This is a genomic window from Enterococcus sp. LJL120, assembly GCF_054871765.1.
This window is the reverse complement of record NZ_JBTXLV010000002.1, coordinates 51,698-67,915: the sequence shown is the minus strand read 5'-3', so window position 1 is coordinate 67,915 and position 16,218 is coordinate 51,698. Positions and strand designations below refer to the sequence as shown.

The window sequence follows — 16,218 nt, the reverse complement described above, 5'->3', positions numbered from 1 at the left end:
AATGAAAACAATCGTACTGGTGATTAATCCTGGTTCCACCTCAACAAAGGTGGCCCTCTTTGCCGAGGGCCAGCGTCTCGCTGAAGAAAGCATCAGCCATTCAAAAAAAGAATTGGCACAATATAAGGGTGTGATTCAGCAAAGGAGTTTTCGGGAGGCAGAAATTCAACGCTTTTTAGATCAACAGGCCATCGATCAGCAAGATATTGCCGCCGTTGTGGGCCGGGGCGGCTTAGTGGATCCGGTTCCGGGTGGAACTTTCTTAGTGGATGAAAAAATGCTTGCCGATATTTTATCAGAAAAAAATGGCAGTCATGCTTCAAACTTGGGGGCGATTTTAGCCAATGATTTTGCTGAAAAATTTGGCGTGAAGGCTTATATTGTGGATCCAGTGGTGGTGGATGAGTTTACTCCAGTCGCCCGCATTTCAGGATTGAAGGGGATTGAGCGGCGGTCGGTCGGGCATCCGCTGAATCAAAAAGCTGTGGCTAGAAAAATTTTAGCGGAAATTGGCAAAAGCTATGAGACTAGCTCAGTGGTGGTGGCGCATCTCGGTGGCGGCATCAGCGTCGGCGCCCATCAAAATGGCCGCATTATTGACTTGAGCAACGGCCTAGACGGTGAAGGTCCATACACGCCAGAAAGAACCGGCGCTCTGCCAGTAACTCCCTTCGTTGCCAAAGTTTTGCAGGAGGGATTAACTTTACCTGAAGTCAAAAAAATAATTGCCGGCAATGGCGGGTTAAGCTCCTATCTTGATGAGATTGATATTCGGGTGATTGAAAAACGGATTCAAGCTGGCGATGAAGAAGCCCAGTATTATATCGACGGCATGTGCTATCAAATTCAAAAGGAAATTGGAGCGATGGCAGCTGTGCTCCACGGGAAAGTTGACCGCATAATTTTAACGGGTGGCGTCAGCTATTCAAAAAATATTGTTGCAAAAATTACCGAGGGCGTCGCATGGATTGCCCCAGTTGCAGTCGCACCAGGCGAAATGGAAATGGAAGCCTTGTATGCCGGCGCTCAGCGGGTCTTGGATGGCAGCGAGGCTGCGCAGGTGTATTGAAGATTTGCGAATCAAAATCACCCTTTGACAAGGTGATTCAGACTGTAGAGAAAGTTGAACATTTATTTTAAGATGGCGTCTAAAAAAACTCTTTTGCAGCAAAGCTTCACAGCTGCAAAAGAGTTTTTGTTTATTTTTTATTTACTTAGATAGCTAAAATCGGTTAATTGTTCATAGGTATATTCTTCGTCAATCTGGCCTTTGTCTTTGGTCCAAGTAATGATTTTTTCAAATTGATCCTGTGGTACTGCTTGGGCATAAGGATAGTCTTCCTCTTGGCTGTCCAAATATTGGCTCATGGCATCAGGAAATTGATAGTTGGCCAAAATGTCTGCGTACTCTGAAGCGGCGTGCTCATTCATATAATCAATTGCTTGATTGTAGGCAGTGTAAAAGGCTTTAATATCCTGTGGACGTTCATCTAAAACAGCGTCCATAAACTGAATCGTGCCGCCTTTGATGCCTTGTTCTTTGGAGCTGCCTAAGACGATGGCTCCTTGAGCAGCTAGCATGCTGGCCTGCGGTTCCGTATAAACGGCACCGTCGACTTGGTTATTTAAAAGGGCCTCTGAGCGGGCAGAAAAAGAAGGGATGTCAACAATTTCATAGGTGAAATCATTTTCCGCTGCAAATTCGTCCATGATGTATTCCAAAATAAAATTCGGTACTAAGGTAACAGTTTTATCCGCTAGGCCGCTCATCTCCGTGATACCAGAGTCCGGTGAAGCCAAGACTTTAAAATCTTCTAAAATATCAGAGGTGATTGTTAAGTCGATGCCGTTCTTTTTAAAAGTAGCCTCTGTCATAACATCGCTGATGGTGCCATCGATTTCCTGGGCTTGAATGGCAACGTTGCGGTCATTTGGCGAAGAGAAGGATTTGATTTCGACATCTAAACCTAAGTCAGAAAAGTAGCCTTCTTCCTTGGCCAAAATAATTGGAATCGCTGATTCGGATGGCAGAATGCCGACATTTAAAGTTTGGTCGGTGACCGCCGCCTCACTGGTAACCGTACTGCTGTCAGTTGTATCGGTGCTGTCAGCAGTATCGGAACCACAGGCGCTTAACACACCGATTCCTAATAACATAATCCCCAAAGTGCCCCAAATTTTTTTCATTTTTCTTATTCCATTCCTTTCATTTGTCTAAGTTGTTTTTTTGTAATCAGTCGGCTGGTGCGGTCATTAATTCTTTAAAGGTTGCTAGCGACATCACTGCCGGAATAACATCCCGCCGCAGCTCTAATGGATTGGTCGCCGCTGTGTTGTAGCCAGGCTTAGTGGTAAAGGCTAATTTAAACGCCATTTCTTCTAAAGAAGTGACGGTTTGTTGATCGTATAGGCCAAAGGGGTAGGCGAAAACATCTTTATGCTGAATAATCTCAGCTTGATTAGCCAAAGCAACATCCGCTTTAAAATCTGCCGGTGTTTCCCACATTGATTGGGCTGCTGTCGTTCCTCGACGCTGATGGAAATGGGCCGTGTGATTGGCGTATTCAAAGACATCTGCCATCGCTGTTAAGTCTTCAGGACTCAAAACTTTTGAGACATCCGCTTGATAAGCAGCGGGCTTTGGAAAAAGCCAGCCAGTGGCTATAAAGACGCTGGCTTTGACCCCGGCAGCTTTTAAAACTGGATAAGCATATTCCTTTAAAGATTGGAAGCAATCGTCAAAGGTTAACAGGACCGAATTTTCCGGTAGCGGAGTTTGTTGTTGATAAAAAGCTTTCAGCTCAGTAAGAGTTAAAAGATGATAGTTTTTTTCCACGAGATAGTTTATTCGTTCTTCAAAAAGCGGTAAACTATCAAAAAGAGGCAACGGTAGCGCATCTTGGTAGCCATCGTGGACAATGATGGGCCGCTGCTGGCCGTTCAATTCATTTTGCGGCCGGATTTCGTGGAAGACTAGAGTTCTAAACACGCATTTCACCTGACTTTCTTAGATTCATTTCGGATAACAGTATAGCATAGAATCAAGCTGATTTTTGTAGTTTTATTCACGAGGAGTTTAAAAATGGTAATTGAGTTCAACAAGGTTTCCTTTCAATATGGCGAAAAAAAAATTCTAGAAGAGCTGTCTTTTAGTTTTGAAGCAGGACGGAGCTATGTCCTGCTGGGGCGTTCAGGTATTGGCAAAAGTACATTGCTGTCTTTGCTGAAGGGCTTTGAAAAGCCGGCAGCCGGCGAAATTATTTATCAGGGAACGACGCCTGAAGCAGTGGAGATTGTCTTTCAAGATTTATTTTTATTTCCTTGGCAGACAGTTTTTCAAGGGGTCGAGCTGCCATTGAAAATTCAGCGGCTGGCCAAGGATAAAAGACGTGAAAAGGTGAACAGCCTGCTGACAGAATTAGGCTTAACTGAGTTCAAGGAGCAATATCCGGCGGCTTTAAGCGGTGGTCAAAAGCAAAGAGTTGCGATGGCTCGTGGGTTGGTGACCAATCCCGATTACCTGCTTTTAGATGAACCGACTTCTTCTTTAGATCAGGAGACGAAGGAAATGGCTCAAGAGTTAATTTTGCGGGAGCAGCAAAAACGTAAAAATACGCTGATTACGGTGACTCATGATATTGAAGAGGCTGCCTATCTGGGGGAAATTATTTTAATTATGGCGGCTGGTCAGCTACAGGTTGTTGAAAATCCAGTCTTTCAACTGGAAAACCGTCGAGAAGATTTAGCTTTTTATGAATTCTGTATTTACTTAAGAGCTTTGTTGAAGGGGGCCGCCCATGAATAAATCAAAAATAAGCGTCTTGGTGTTTGGCGTATTATCGACGCTGCTTTTATGGCAGCTTTTATGCCTAGTGACCAATAATCAGTCGTTGCCGAGTCCCCTGACCACCATAGTGAAGGCTTGGGAAATAAAAGGTCCACTCCTACTTCATGCCGGCGCCAGTCTCTTACGAATTCTTGCCGCTTTAACAATAGCGGTTGCCGTTGGACTGCCCTTTGGAATTTTTATGGGACGCAGTGAACTGGTGGATCGTTTTTTAGGCCCGCTGATTTATTTTCTTTATCCATTACCAAAAGTTGCTTTTTTACCAGTCTTTATGATTTTCTTTGGTCTGGGAAATCTATCGAAAATTTTGCTGATTTTTGCGATTGTTTCCATCCAAGTGATTGTTTCTGTGCGGGACAGCGTCAAAAATATTCCCGCAGGCTACAATCAAGTGATGGAAAATTACAACAGCAGCCAATGGCAAAAAATCCGTCTGCTGATTTTACCAGCGCTGCTGCCTAATTTATTAGCAAGCTTGCGGGTTAGTGTGGGGATTTCATTAGCTTCACTATTTTTTGCGGAGAATTATAATACCCGTTACGGTTTGGGCTATCTGATTTTAAGCGCCTGGACTAAAATGGATTATCCGGAAATGTTTGCCGGTATTTTAGCCATCGGCCTGCTGGGCTTTTTGATTTTCAGCTTCTTAGATGTCATCGAGCGGCGCACTTGCCGTTATCGCTGAGGAAAAACCGAGTAATAATTTTGACTTTAGTAATACTAAAAAAGTTGAAGCAAGCAATGATCACTTGATTTAAAATAATAGAGGACAAGGAGCCAGTATGAAACAATATATCGCCTTTTTACGAGGCATCAACGTCAGTGGGAAAAATAAAATTAGTATGCCGATTTTGCGGGAGGTTTTTGCGGCTGCCGGCTTTACGAAGGTTAAAACTTATATCAATAGCGGGAATATTTTGTTCAGCGCCCCACAACAAGAGCCAGCTGCTTTAGTTGAGCTGTGCCAGCAAATTATTTTGGCAGAATTTGACTTGACGATTCCCGTCGCCATTATTTCTGTGGAGGAGTTGCAGGAAGTGGTCGCTCATGCGCCGGAATGGTGGACCACGAATAAAGAAATCGTGACCTATGCCATTTTTCTGCTGCCGCCATTGACTGTGGCGGAGGTAGTGGAGGCCGTTGGTGAAATAGACCCGCAGTATGAGCAGCTTTCTGTTTACCAGAACGTTATCTTTTGGTCAACTCCGCTGAAGACTTTCAATAAATCCCGTTGGTCGAAAATTGCCAGCTCAGCCGTGAATCGACGGGTGACCATTCGGAATTCCCGCACAGTTTTAAAGATGCTGGAGTTGGCGGAATAGCTGCGGGCAAATAGTTTTAAATTTGCGTAGGAGAATAGCAGGAACTTTGAAATTTATGGTGGTTATTCTCAAGTGTAATCTTAAAAAAATCCAGCTGACCAGTTAGCTTATCAAATGCACTTTCAAGCGATCTATGCTACGTTGAAAAGTAACAGGAACGTTAAATTGAGAAATTTTGAGGTGTAGTAAGATGCAAACAGTTGTATGGTTTCGCCGTGATTTAAGAATTCAAGATAATAAAGCTTTATACCACGCCTGCCGTGATTTGGGTCAAGACGAGCTGATTCTACTGTTTCAGGCTAATCCTGAGCAGTTTATTGAAGACAGTCCCAATCATCAGGCTTTTTTTGCCAGTGTTGGTTATTTTAAAGAAAAAATTGACGAGCAGGCTCAGCTGCAGGTGATGGTGGGCGAGCCTGTGGAGCTGTTTAAGAAATTGAAGAAGCAACTGCCCGACTGGCAACGGATTTATTATAATGAGGATACTAGCGGCTTTGGAGCTGAGCGGGATCAGGCTGCCGAGGAATTTTTCAAGGAAAATAAGATTACTAGCCACGCCTATCAAGATGCTTATCTTCACGGCGCCGATGAAATCAAAAATCAGCAGGAGGAGCATTATAAAGTGTTCACCCCATACCATAAAAAATGGGCCGAGCAGACGAAGGAGACGCCGTTGAAGGTGGATTTTCAGCCGCAAGCCGTTCAGCAAAAGGTTTTATTTCCTAAAGATGAAGAGCAGTTTAAAAAAATGCTTAAAAAATTACCGGAAAACCAGCGACCTTTAGGGGAAGCTGCCGCCAAAAAGCGCTTGGAGAAATTTATTAAAAATTCAGTCAAAGATTATCATAAATCTCGAGATATTCCTAGCCTCGATCAGACAAGCCATTTGTCGCGGTTTTTGCGCACTGGAGAAATTTCGATTCGGACTGTTTGGCAGCTAGTGGAGGCGGCCGCTTCTTCTGAAGGCCGCAAAGTTTTCCAACAGGAGCTTTGCTGGCGGGATTTTTATAATATGATTTACAGTTTTGCCCCTAAGCAGAAAAATCAGCCACTGCAGGACCAATTTCAGCATATTAAATGGGAGAACGATGTCGCTTTGTTTGACTGCTGGAAGCAGGGGCAGACCGGCTTTCCGATTGTCGATGCCGCGATGCGCCAATTGCAGAAAACCGGCTGGATGCACAACCGTCTGCGAATGATTGTGGCTTCTTTTTTGACGAAGGATTTACTCATTGACTGGCGCTGGGGCGAGCAGTATTTTCAGAAAATGCTGATTGATTACGACCCCGCCAGCAATATTGGCGGCTGGCAGTGGGCCGCCTCCACCGGAACAGATGCGGTGCCGTATTTCCGAATTTTTAATCCGACGACACAATCAGAACGCTTTGATCAAAAGGGTGATTTTATCCGGGAATATGTCACAGAGCTGGCCAATGTACCAAATAAATTTATCCATCAACCAGAATCCTTAAGCAAAGAAGAGCAGGAGGAGTACGGAGTGGTTTTAGGCGAGGACTATCCCAAGCCCATCGTTGACCACAAAGAGCGGCGCAAACAAGCGATTTCCAAGTATGAAGCCAGTAAAGAATTTGCCAGAGAGACCAGCGAAGGAAAGCAAAAAGATGACTAAAGCTTTATTGAAAAATTTCCAGCACTCCTGGAGCCAAAATAAATACTGGGTCATGTCCCGCAGTCAGCAGGCTTATAATGAAATTCGTTTATTAGCCAAAAATAATGAATGGAGTCTGGCTAAAGATGCCCGCTACAACAAAATTCTTGCGCAATTAGAGGATAAAGAGCCGACCGTCAAGACTTTGACAGTCGCTTATCAGCATATTTGGGGCTATTTCAAAAAATCAGCCAATCCAGCAGAGCGGGAAACTTATCAGCAATTGATGGCGCTATTGGCGAGTGAACCCACTGACGACCAATTGCCAAGCTTTTTGAAAAGCTTGGCTGAGAAGTATCAGGTTGAATATTTGTTGGAGATGCGGTGGCCGGGGGAATAGTGGGCTAATTTTCCCGCAAAATAAGTTGAATTTCTTCTCTGGCTTGTGAGAATGAATTTATAGAGTTATTGCTCAATAAAAAATATGCGTCTGCAATAAAGCATTTAAAACCCATCATCTTTTTTGCAGAAACTGACAGCACCTTGCATAAGACACATAAATCATCTCAAAAAATCAGTCATTGCTGGCTGATTTTTTTGTTTTCCACTGGGTTCTGCCGATGAATAACCAGTTTTCGCTTTTTTTTGATTGTTTGCGGCGGCAAAGTATATTACTCTTAATTTAACGTAAGTAACGGAATTAGGAGGAGATTTTTTGACGAAAACACTTTATTTGATGCGCCATGGGGAAACGTTGTTCAATGTACTGAATAAGATTCAAGGGAGCTGTGATTCTCCGCTGACTGAAAAAGGTATCAGCCAAGCTCAAGCGGCGGCCCGTTATTTTTCTCAACAGGAAATTGTTTTTGATCACGCCTATTGTTCGACGCAGGAGCGGGCCTCTGACACCTTGGAAATTGTCACGGATCAAAGTTATCAACGGTTAAAAGGCATTAAAGAGATGAGCTTTGGCGCCTATGAAGGCGAGCGCCAGCTTTTGCAGCCGATGCCCCATGAAAAATACAGCGATTATTATCAGCAATTTGGCGGCGAAACGATTCAAGAATTACGAACTAGAGTTAGCGGAACATTGACATCTCTGATGGAAATGCCAGATTATCAGTCAGTGTTGGCAGTTTCCCACAGTGGAGCTATCTATAGCTTTTTAAGCTATATTTCCGGCGACTATGCTACTTCAAGAACCACCAGCATTCCTAATGCGGGTATTATTCAATTGACCTTTGCGGACGGGAAATTTACAGTTGTCGAAATAATCGACCCTTCTGAAATTTAGAAGTAGTTGAGATGTTTTTTACTGAGGCAAATCCATTACAAGATTGCCCAATAACATAGTACAAAAATAACCACAGAAGCTAGTGTAAGGGATCTTTTCGAAGGGAGTTCAGTTTGGTTAGCCACTCGTTTTTTCAAAAATTATGAGGAGTTTAAAGGATGACAATTCAAAAGTTGGAATATTTTGTGATGCTGGCTCAGACGCTAAATTATAGCGAAGCTGCCGAACGCCTTTTTACCACTCAAGGCAATGTCTCCAAGCAAATTATGGCTTTGGAAAAGGAATTGGAGTTGCCACTGTTTAAGCGGGAACACCGACAAGTTGCGTTGACGGCGGCTGGCAAAGAATTATTGCCTCAGGCCGACTTAATTTTGAAAAATTATCGGGCTTTTCTTGATTCAGCCGCGGCTTTTAAAGAAGCGGCCGCTAGCAAATTGGCGATTCATGGGATTCCGACGATGGCGACCTATCATGCGATGGAAATCATTGGTCAGTTTCATAAGCAAGAACCTGAGATTCAGCTGCATTTGGCAGAGGCTGAAAGCTATCAACTGTTTGAACAACTGAAAACAGATCAATGTGATGTGATTGTGGCCCGCAGATTTAAGGCTTTGGAGCCGGATTGGGAGGAAGTACCATTGGCTAAGGAACGCTTTGTGGCGGTGCTGCCGAAAAATCATCCGCTGGCTCAGGAAAAGCAGATTTCGTTGAAGTCCTTGGAGAGTGAAGAATTTTTTCTTTTAGGTAAGAGCACGAATATTTATGAAGCGGTGATGGCGCTGTGTCATAAGGCGGGCTTCACGCCGAAAATCGGTTATTATGGACGGCGGGTAGAAGTTATTTTAAATGTGGTGGCCAATGAAATGGGCATTTCGATTATGATGGAGCGGGCGGCGGCTTCTTTTGACAAAAACTTAGTGGCGGTGGTACCGCTGGATTCAAAAGAGTACAGCGAAGTCGGCTTTATGCGAAAAAAGAATCGTGGTTCCAAAAGCAGCGACTTATTTTGGGAATATTTGCACGAACATCTTCCAAAAAATATTGATTAGCAGCATTTAAATAAAAAAAATAGATTCAAAGCAGATGACGAAAAAAGTTATCTGCTTTTTTTTGAAAAAATTTACTCAGGGTGTTGATTTTTCCTTAGCTAAAGTTGTGTTTATAGTAACTAAGGAAATTTTTTTGGAGGGACTATGATGCGAAAATTACATTTAATGTTCAAAAATGGCGATGGAAGCAAAAAGACACTGATTATTCACCTTTGTCAGCAAAACTTAGCACCGGAATTTGTGAAAACTATTATGGAGGAGTTGATTGAGTTGAAACTATTTGAGCGTAATGGGGTCCAACTCTGCACGGAAATCATCGGGGCAAAGTATGTCGAGAAAAAAGTAACGCCGCTTTTTAACCGACTGCAACTTTTGAAAAGAAGGAGCGGGGTACCTTCTCAGCAGAAGTTGATTGCTGCGGAGTTGGAGGAAATGCCTGTGACAGAAAAAGGCGAGGGAGAATTTACTGCTTCGCTCAATACAGAAATTGGAAAACAAGCAAAATTAACAGCTAAGCCTGATGCAAAAAGCAATCAGCAAAAAGCAAGCATCAAGAAACAAAGCTATTGTTTATTGTTTGCAGATACCGAAAATTCTCCTAAAAATGCCGTACATCCAAGAAAAATATTGCTAAGCTTTTCAAAAAGACTTAGCCGCTTCTTGAGACAATCTAGCAACAAATCCCCTGATTTTCTCAAAAAAGGATTTTCCTGCATAAAGCAGTCACTTCTCAATCTGGATAACTCAAATTGCTACCAGCCCTTAAAACTTGAAAAGCTGCCAGCCTTTTTACATTGCCCTCAATTCACTTTCTCGGCAATGTTTTTCTCAAAAAACTGCGCAATGCTTTTCTAATTTCCGCTAAGGAGTAACTTTTTTTCGCCTAGCAATTCAACTTAGAGAAAGCAACTAGCAACTATTCCAATTTGGAATAGTTTGCCTATGAATCCGAATTGTTCTTCTCTGAATTTCTCCTTAAACTAAAGAAGAAGAAACGAAAGGGAGTATGAGCGATGACAGAACCATATGATTTAAGAAAAGTATTAGCTGAGTTGAAGGAAATGCCTGGTCAGTATCATGAAACAGATGTTGAAATTGATCCCCATGCTGAATTGGCGGGAGTCTATCGTTACATCGGTGCGGGCGGAACCGTGATGCGTCAGACTCAAATCGGTCCGACGATGATGTTTAACAATGTCAAAGGCTTTCCGGGAACGCGGGTGCTGACGGGCATTATGGCCAGCCGTCAACGGGTCGGTCAAATTTTAAAACATGACTACCGCACTTTGGGGCAATTATTAAACCAGGCTGTCAGCAATCCGGTAAAGCCGATTAAAGTGTCGCGGGAGCAGGCACCTGCTCAAAAAGTTGTTCATTTAGCTAGCGATGCGGATTTTGATATTCGTAAGCTGGTGGCCGCTCCTACCAATACAGAATATGACGCAGGACCGTATATCACGATGGGTGTTGTCTACGGCTCCAGTCCTGACAAAAAAATCAGCGATGTCACGATTCATCGGATGGTGTTGGAGGATAAAGATACATTGGGGATTTATATCATGCCCGGCGGTCGGCATATCGGGCATTTTCTTGAAGAATATCAAGCCCTCGATAAACCAATGCCGATTACGATTAGCATCGGCTTGGATCCAGCGATTAGTATTGGCACCACCTTTGAACCGCCGACCACGCCATTAGGCTACAACGAACTGTGGGTAGCAGGTTCCTTGAGAAATGAACCTGTCCAATTAGTTGACGGCATTGCTGTTGATGAAGTTGGTTTGGCGCGGGCGGAATTTATTATCGAAGGGGAAATTTTGCCCCACGAAGCAATCCGCGAAGATATTAACACCAACACTGGTTATGCGATGCCGGAGTTTCCCGGTTATAACGGTGAGGCTAATCCGGCGGTCAATGTCATCAAAGTCAAAGCAGTCACCCACCGCAAAGACCGTCCAATTATGCAAACGACCATCGGCCCTAGTGAAGAACATGTTTCGATGGCGGGCATTCCGACTGAAGCCAGTATTTTAAATCTAGTGGACAAAGCCATTCCCGGAAAAGTTGTCAATGTGTACAATCCGTCAGCCGGCGGTGGCAAATTTATGACCATCATGCAGATTCATAAGGAAAATGCCGCTGATGAAGGGATTCAACGGCAGGCAGCCTTGTTAGCTTTTTCAGCTTTTAAAGAGCTGAAAACCATCATTTTAGTGGATGATGATGTTGATATTTTTGATATGAATGATGTTATCTGGACCATCAATACCCGCTTTCAAGCCCACCAAGACATCATGGTCTTGGAAGGGATGCGCAATCATCCGCTGGACCCATCGGAGCGGCCGGAATATTCGCCGGGCATCATCCGTTTTAAAGGCATGTCTTCCAAATTAGTTTTGGATGGCACAGTGCCCTTTGATTTGAAGGGGGAATTTCAGCGGGCCCAATTCAAAGAAGTAACGGATTGGCAAAAATATTTGCAATAGCCATTATAGGTGAAAATTAAAAATCATGGAGGAATCGAAAATGAAACGAATCGTCGTCGGTGTCACAGGAGCTTCAGGTACAATTTATGCTATCAATTTATTGCAGCAGCTGCAAAATAATCCTGAAGTCGAGGTCCACGCAGTCTTCAGCGACTGGGCCAAAGAAAATTTAAAAATTGAAACCGACTATTCCTTCCATGAAGTGGCGGAATTAGCCGACTTCACCTATAAAAATCGTGACCTTGGAGCAAAAATTGCTAGCGGCTCCTTTTTAGTGGACGGCATGGTGATTTTGCCGGCCAGCATGAAGACAGTCGCCGGTATCGCCTGTGGTTTTAGCGATAATTTAATCGGCCGGGCCGCTGATGTCACCTTAAAGGAACAGCGAAAATTAATTATTGTGCCTAGAGAAACGCCTTTGAGTGTGATTCATTTGGAAAATCTAACGAAGCTGGCAAAACTCGGCGTGCAAATTATTCCGCCGATTCCCGGCTTTTACAATCAGCCGCAAACAATTCAAGATTTAATTGACCATCATACGATGAAGATTTTGGACGCCCTCGGCATTCACAATCAATTAAGTCAACGCTGGGAGGGCTAAAGGATGACGGAGCTAAAAATTTTTTCAGCAGGAGAACTGGGGTTGACCATTTCGGCTGAAGTGGCGATTGTCAGCAAAGATTTAGCAATCAAAATTAGCGGCGGTGACACGCCGCATATCGGGACAGTCACCACCTTAACTAAAACGGCGGCCATCGAGACCCGCTGTTTTCCCAGCCATGATGGTCGCCTGCATAAAGACGATGTCTTAGCGTTGATAGTCGCGAAAAAAATTCAACCGCTATTACCCGGCACCTGTGTGATTACAGCCGGTGTCCATGTCAATCAGATTACATCAGCCCAGATTGCGGCTGCTTCAACATTAACGCAGCAGCTGGCCAAAGAAATTGCTAACTGGATAACAAATTTTGATTTTACAACACCCGAGCCAATCTATTATCAATAGGCTTTAAAAACGAAAAAACGAGTTCTGCTATGATTTTTGCAGAACTCGTTTTTTTTATTTCAAAGGAGGGCAATTTTTGTTAGACTCACAAACTACTAACTATTTTTTAAGTTTGAAGAGATAGATGGCGGCTCCAATCAACGCTCCACCCAACGCAATTAAACTCCAGCTTGAGACATCACTTAATTGTGGTAAGCCGCTGCTGGTATTTGAAGAACTCGTTCCTGTCGGAGTATTGGAAGTCGAAGTGCTTGAGTTAGTTGAATTCATACTTCTACTTGTCGTCGAGTCCGTCGTGGAACTTCCGCTAGTGGAAGAATCGCTCGTCGTCGAATCTGTGGTAGAAGTGCTACCCGATGTACCAGAATTTGGCGTCGTGCTGCTCGTCGTCGAGTCGGTAGTAGACGAAGAACTATCGGTAGTCGAAGTGCTCGTTGTTGAATCGGTAGTAGACGAAGAGCTATCAGTAGATGAAGTGCTCGTCGTTGAATCGGTAGTAGACGAAGAACTATCGGTAGACGAAGTGCTCGTCGTTGAGTCGGTAGTAGACGAAGAACTATCAGTAGACGAAGTGCTCGTCGTTGAATCAGTAGTAGACGAAGAACTATCGGTAGTCGAAGTGCTCGTCGTTGAATCAGTAGTAGACGAAGAACTATCGGTAGTCGAATCGCTCGTCGTCGAGTCGGTAGTAGACGAAGAACTATCGGTAGATGAAGTGCTCGTCGTTGAATCAGTAGTGGACGAAGAACTATCGGTAGATGAAGTGCTCGTCGTTGAATCAGTAGTGGACGAAGAACTATCGGTAGACGAAGTGCTCGTCGTTGAATCAGTAGTAGACGAAGAGCTATCAGTAGATGAAGTGCTCGTCGTTGAATCGGTAGTTGTACTGCTTGTGCTTGTTGATGAGCTGCTGTCTGTGCTAGAACTGCTGCTCGGTGTAGTCATCATCGTTTTTGGTTGTAAATCCCAGCGATGACTTTCAGCGTTGACGGTAACATTTTTAGCCACGATATTACCGTTCAGATTTTGACCGGTGGCAACAGTGGCATTTGGCGCCAGTAAGCTGCCGATAAAATCAGCGTTAATATTAATCGCATTAGCAGTAGTTCCGAAATTCCATAAGACAACGTTATTGCTGTAATCTGCAACTTCACCGTTGCTGACATTTTGGCCGTCAATTTGCATATAAATATGGCTGTTAACAGTCGTTGTATCCGTTGCGTTAATCACCACTGTATAACCGGGTGATGAACTGATGCCGGTGAAATAAATCGGTGTCGATGCAGCCAAATCAGCAGCAGTCAAATCGACAGTAATCACGCCATCGGTTGGGGTGGCGTTACTTAAGTCAATGGTGCGATTGTTCATATCCGAAAAGTTTTCCACGACACCATCAGAAGTAGCGGCGGTTGCCAAGGATGCTGAAGTGGTGGCTAAAGTTGCTAAAGTGTCGGCAATATTTAAATAGGAGTCGTTTGTATCTGTATAGACGTCATCCAGCGTCACATTGAGCCATTGGCAAAAACTTGATTGGCATTATTGGTAACGGTAATGCTACTGCCGAGAACAACTTTTGTATTATTTCCCGACACAAATGAACCACCATTTATGGCAGAAATATTTTCAATATAGTATAAATCCAGTTTGCCGCTGTTTGCGATGCCATTTGTGCCAAAATTGGCACTACCAGTTAAATTATCAACGGCCAAATTTCCTTCAGTGTGGGCATTTAAGCTAGCATTTTCGGCAAAGATGTGAAACTGTGAGGCAATCCCCAGCAAGTTGTCACTGGTATCTGTTAAATCATCGGTCACGGTGCCGGTTTCTGCCGTCGCCGCAAAAACGTGATAAAGAGGCACTAAAACAGCTGCTAAAGCAACCACCAAGATAAAACCCTTTTTTATTTTTTTCATTGATGAAACCTTCCTTCTGTAACTCTTAACCAACAAGTTAAAAAATGACTTAAAGCAGCTAGCCACTTTTCATGGAAAAAGATATTTACGTGTGTTTTTATTTTCATGGGAAACCATAACCGTTTACTAAACAATCTGGCAAATTAAATGCACGCCTTATAATGAAAGACTTGAGAGCAGTAAACATTATTTGGGGCATTTGAAATGAATGAAAACAGGTTTTGGTGCTTGTTATTTTATTTCATCGGAAAGAGATTATAGGAAGCGTTTTTCATGGAAAAAGACCGATTTTATCGTTGAATAAAAGAAACTTTATTTTAAAAAATAGTTTTTTAAAACGCTCTTTTTAGAATATAAAAATGAAACTAATTTTTATCTAAAATTCAAAATGTTATCAAGAAATGAAAAAAATGCATTTTGCTGAAAATCGAGAGCGAAAATTATGTGGTTGGGCAATCAAAGAAAGAATATTTTGCTTTTTATTATGTTAAAAATTATGGAATAGTGAGGGAAAAAGATTTAAATTCATGATTTTTCTGTGAAACGCCTTAAACATTTCTTAACGTTTCTGTCTCATAAAAATTTTTATGTTGGATTTTTTGAAGAATCGCCCCTTTTGGAGTTGGTGATTTCCGCTACTTCGGGTAAGCTGAAATAGACTGAATGAAATTGACGAAAGAGAAGGTGATGGAAATGAAGCTAAGTATTAAAGCTGAGGGATTTTCGTATGATTTGGAATTTAACGGACAACAAGCCTTAGCCGGCGTGACAATTATTTGCGGGACTCTTTTAGCCAGTAAAATGCTAAAAAATCGATACAAAAAGTTGCAGATTAAAGAAAAGCAGCGCAAAGTTATTTAAGTATAGGACAGTTGTATATGTAAAAAAAGCGCCGATATCCAGCAGGATTCGGCGCTTTTTGTGTTCGAATAAATAAAAATTAGCTGCGGGCTGCTACTGGTAGCCGGCGAGTCACTAAGATTCCGACGAAGGCTGCGGCTACCGCTTTGACAATACCCGGAATGATAAATGGTGTGAAGGCCGCCGCTGCTGCTGCGCCAAAGCTCATGCTGGCAGCAAGCTGCAGCCAGAAAGTACCAAAGACTAAAGTCAGCAAAGCGCCGACTAGATTGGCAATGATTGCCATCGGTAAGTTGTTTTCCTTTAATTCACACAACCAGCCGGTGACAAAGGCATTCGCCAAAAAGCCGACTAAAAAGCCACCAGTCGGGCCGAATAAAACAGCAAAGCCTGAGCTGAAGCCGGCAAAAACCGGTAGTCCGATAAGACCTAACAATAAGTAGATGAAGACGGAAATGGTGCCGACTTTTTTGCCTAAAATAGTTGCCACTAAACCAACAGCAAAAGTTTGCATGGTGAAGGGAACTAAACCGGCGGGAATCGTAATTTGGGATAAGACCACGATAACGGCTGCAAAGATAGCAGCTAAAATTAATTCTCGTAAACTAATAGATTTCATAATTTTCCTTTCGTTAACCTTTATTTTTTTTGGTTAACGAAATTTTAACCCAGTTTTTTTTAAAAGTAAAGCTGGCTACCGAAAAAAACACTAAAAAAACTATACAGCGATTTTAAGGCTATTTTTCTTTGAAAAAATAAATCGGCACAGATGAAATTTTTTTAAAATTATTGACAAGAAATAATTTTTAGGTTAGCCTAAAAATATAAAAA

At 42.9% G+C, this 16,218-nt stretch carries 18 protein-coding genes; 13 read left to right on the top strand and 5 right to left on the bottom strand.

Features of this window, described 5'->3' with window-relative positions:
- The first annotated feature begins 1 nt into the window (after position 1).
- A complete protein-coding gene (buk, locus tag ACYSNU_RS03470) occupies positions 2-1,069 on the top strand; it encodes a butyrate kinase (protein WP_461735823.1) in 1,068 nt (355 codons plus the stop codon).
- A gap of 137 nt (positions 1,070-1,206) precedes the next feature.
- Here the strand turns inward: buk and ACYSNU_RS03465 are convergent, their stop codons facing one another.
- Positions 1,207-2,187, bottom strand: coding sequence for an ABC transporter substrate-binding protein (locus tag ACYSNU_RS03465; RefSeq protein ID WP_461735822.1), 981 nt, complete (start codon positions 2,185-2,187; stop codon positions 1,207-1,209).
- Between the two features lie 46 nt (positions 2,188-2,233).
- A complete protein-coding gene (locus ACYSNU_RS03460; RefSeq protein ID WP_461735821.1) occupies positions 2,234-2,989 on the bottom strand; it encodes a polysaccharide deacetylase family protein in 756 nt (251 codons plus the stop codon).
- 93 nt (positions 2,990-3,082) lie between these two features.
- Here ACYSNU_RS03460 and ACYSNU_RS03455 point away from each other — a divergent pair, with 93 nt between their 5' ends.
- The 11 genes from ACYSNU_RS03455 (at position 3,083) to lpdD (ending at position 12,613) form a co-directional block, all read left to right on the top strand.
- Positions 3,083-3,805 carry an ABC transporter ATP-binding protein gene (locus ACYSNU_RS03455; RefSeq protein ID WP_461735820.1) on the top strand — a complete coding sequence of 241 codons (723 nt, stop codon included), beginning with the start codon at positions 3,083-3,085 and terminating at the stop codon, positions 3,803-3,805.
- Positions 3,798-4,532, top strand: coding sequence for an ABC transporter permease (locus tag ACYSNU_RS03450; RefSeq protein ID WP_461735819.1), 735 nt, complete (start codon positions 3,798-3,800; stop codon positions 4,530-4,532). Before ACYSNU_RS03455 ends, ACYSNU_RS03450 begins: the two co-directional genes overlap by 8 nt.
- Before the next feature lie 97 nt (positions 4,533-4,629).
- Entirely contained in the window at positions 4,630-5,169 is a 540-nt protein-coding gene (locus ACYSNU_RS03445) for a DUF1697 domain-containing protein (RefSeq protein ID WP_461735818.1), read from the top strand.
- Positions 5,170-5,359: 190 nt separating this feature from the next.
- On the top strand, positions 5,360-6,799 hold the full coding sequence (locus tag ACYSNU_RS03440) for a cryptochrome/photolyase family protein (RefSeq protein ID WP_461735817.1): 1,440 nt from the start codon (positions 5,360-5,362) through the stop codon (positions 6,797-6,799).
- Positions 6,792-7,178, top strand: coding sequence for a YbgA family protein (locus ACYSNU_RS03435; RefSeq protein WP_461735816.1), 387 nt, complete (start codon positions 6,792-6,794; stop codon positions 7,176-7,178). The genes ACYSNU_RS03440 and ACYSNU_RS03435 overlap by 8 nt, the downstream gene beginning before the upstream one ends.
- 315 nt (positions 7,179-7,493) lie before the next feature.
- Complete coding sequence (locus ACYSNU_RS03430) at positions 7,494-8,072, top strand: histidine phosphatase family protein (RefSeq protein WP_461735815.1); 579 nt, start codon at positions 7,494-7,496, stop codon at positions 8,070-8,072.
- Between the two features lie 158 nt (positions 8,073-8,230).
- Positions 8,231-9,121, top strand: coding sequence for a LysR family transcriptional regulator (locus ACYSNU_RS03425; RefSeq protein WP_461735814.1), 891 nt, complete (start codon positions 8,231-8,233; stop codon positions 9,119-9,121).
- A 147-nt stretch (positions 9,122-9,268) separates the two neighbouring features.
- Positions 9,269-9,976 carry a DUF2922 domain-containing protein gene (locus ACYSNU_RS03420; protein WP_461735813.1) on the top strand — a complete coding sequence of 236 codons (708 nt, stop codon included), beginning with the start codon at positions 9,269-9,271 and terminating at the stop codon, positions 9,974-9,976.
- 158 nt (positions 9,977-10,134) lie between these two features.
- Positions 10,135-11,607 carry a UbiD family decarboxylase gene (locus tag ACYSNU_RS03415; RefSeq protein ID WP_461735812.1) on the top strand — a complete coding sequence of 491 codons (1,473 nt, stop codon included), beginning with the start codon at positions 10,135-10,137 and terminating at the stop codon, positions 11,605-11,607.
- Between the two features lie 40 nt (positions 11,608-11,647).
- Positions 11,648-12,208 (top strand): UbiX family flavin prenyltransferase, encoded by a 561-nt coding sequence (locus tag ACYSNU_RS03410; RefSeq protein ID WP_461735811.1) that lies wholly within the window; start codon positions 11,648-11,650, stop codon positions 12,206-12,208.
- A 3-nt stretch (positions 12,209-12,211) separates the two neighbouring features.
- Positions 12,212-12,613 (top strand): prenylated flavin chaperone LpdD, encoded by a 402-nt coding sequence (gene lpdD, locus ACYSNU_RS03405; RefSeq protein ID WP_461735810.1) that lies wholly within the window; start codon positions 12,212-12,214, stop codon positions 12,611-12,613.
- 99 nt (positions 12,614-12,712) lie between these two features.
- Here lpdD and ACYSNU_RS03400 read toward each other — a convergent pair whose 3' ends face one another.
- A complete protein-coding gene (locus ACYSNU_RS03400) occupies positions 12,713-14,119 on the bottom strand; it encodes a collagen-binding domain-containing protein (RefSeq protein ID WP_461735809.1) in 1,407 nt (468 codons plus the stop codon).
- Positions 14,116-14,526 carry a hypothetical protein gene (locus ACYSNU_RS03395; protein ID WP_461735808.1) on the bottom strand — a complete coding sequence of 137 codons (411 nt, stop codon included), beginning with the start codon at positions 14,524-14,526 and terminating at the stop codon, positions 14,116-14,118. The genes ACYSNU_RS03400 and ACYSNU_RS03395 overlap by 4 nt, the downstream gene beginning before the upstream one ends.
- 693 nt (positions 14,527-15,219) lie before the next feature.
- On the opposite strand from ACYSNU_RS03395, the gene ACYSNU_RS03390 reads away from it, so the two are divergent.
- Positions 15,220-15,387: a hypothetical protein gene (locus ACYSNU_RS03390; protein ID WP_461735807.1), complete on the top strand. Its 168-nt coding sequence runs from the start codon at positions 15,220-15,222 to the stop codon at positions 15,385-15,387.
- Positions 15,388-15,466: 79 nt separating this feature from the next.
- Here ACYSNU_RS03390 and ACYSNU_RS03385 read toward each other — a convergent pair whose 3' ends face one another.
- Entirely contained in the window at positions 15,467-16,006 is a 540-nt protein-coding gene (locus ACYSNU_RS03385) for a biotin transporter BioY (protein ID WP_461735806.1), read from the bottom strand.
- Between the last annotated feature and the right edge of the window lie 212 nt (positions 16,007-16,218).